Source organism: Peribacillus butanolivorans (assembly GCF_001273755.1).
Classification (GTDB): domain Bacteria; phylum Bacillota; class Bacilli; order Bacillales; family DSM-1321; genus Peribacillus; species Peribacillus butanolivorans.
In genome coordinates this window covers 2598045-2599149 of sequence record NZ_LGYA01000001.1, presented here as the reverse complement: position 1 = coordinate 2599149, position 1105 = coordinate 2598045, and the positions used below count along the sequence as shown (strand labels likewise).

The 1105-nt window shown below is 39.1% G+C and carries 1 protein-coding gene; it reads left to right on the top strand.

The genetic code is table 11. From position 1 onward, the window contains the following. Window positions 1–495, top strand: a 495-nt coding sequence (locus tag AKG34_RS11860) for an IS3 family transposase (protein WP_152952360.1), incomplete at its 5' end; no start/stop codon positions are given. Window positions 496–1105: the final 610 nt, after the last annotated feature.

Here is a 1105-nt window from a genome sequence, read left to right as displayed (position 1 = left end):
GCAAAGTCCAATGAAAAATGGGTGACAGACGTCACAGAATTCCATCTAGCTGGGGAGAAACTATACTTATCGGCCATTCTTGATCTGTTTAATGGAGAAATCATCGCCTATAATATCGAATCTCGTCCTGTTTATCCCCTTGTTTCCAAAATGCTGGATAAAGCCTTTCATCGCTTGGAATCGAAAGATTCACCCATTCTTCATTCAGATCAGGGCTGGCATTATCAGATGAAACAATACTCTCATGATTTGAAAAGACATAACATTACACAAAGCATGTCCCGCAAAGGAAATTGTCTCGATAATGCGGTCATTGAAAACTTCTTTGGCTTATTAAAATCCGAATTACTCTATCTTCAAGAATTTGAAAGCATGGAGCATTTCAAACAAGAATTAGAGGAATATATCCATTACTACAATCATCAACGAATCAAGGTAAAATTAAAAGGCATGAGCCCGGTAGATTACCGGATTCATGCCCTCAAGGCTGCCTAATTAAATAAAGTGTCTAACTTTTTGGGTTCACTTCACGATCAGCTCTTTTCTTATGGGGCTAACGGGGCAGTTTAGTTTAATGAGACTTTTAGAATTAAACTATCAGTTGAAACCTTTTTAGGAAAAATCACGTATACAGATTTAGGAAAATGTTTTTTAGCATAGGAGGAACAGGTTATGTTTATAGGGGATATTATATTTTAAGTTATTGTTTTCGGAGGTATAATTTTAGGTGTTTTAGGTTATTTATATTTTAAGCGGACCAAGAAAAGCTAATTAAATTTCTAATTCAAGTAACGGGTACTTTACTTCATTATCAGGAGCTGATCAGCAGCTCCTTTTCGTGCGCCCGGCATGGGTGCAATCTATAGGGTGAAAGTCCCGAACCATGAAGGCAGTTGTAGTGGTTAGCTTAATGCAAGGGTGTCCACGGTGACGTGGAATCTGAAGGAAGCAAGCGGCAAACCTCCGGTCTGAGGAACACGAACTTCATATAAGGCTAGGTATCATTGGATGAGTTTGCGAAACAAAACAAAGTCCTTACTGCCGAAGGTGGTACAGAGTAAATGAAGCAGATAGATGGAGGGAAAGATTGCACTCTTACCCGGGG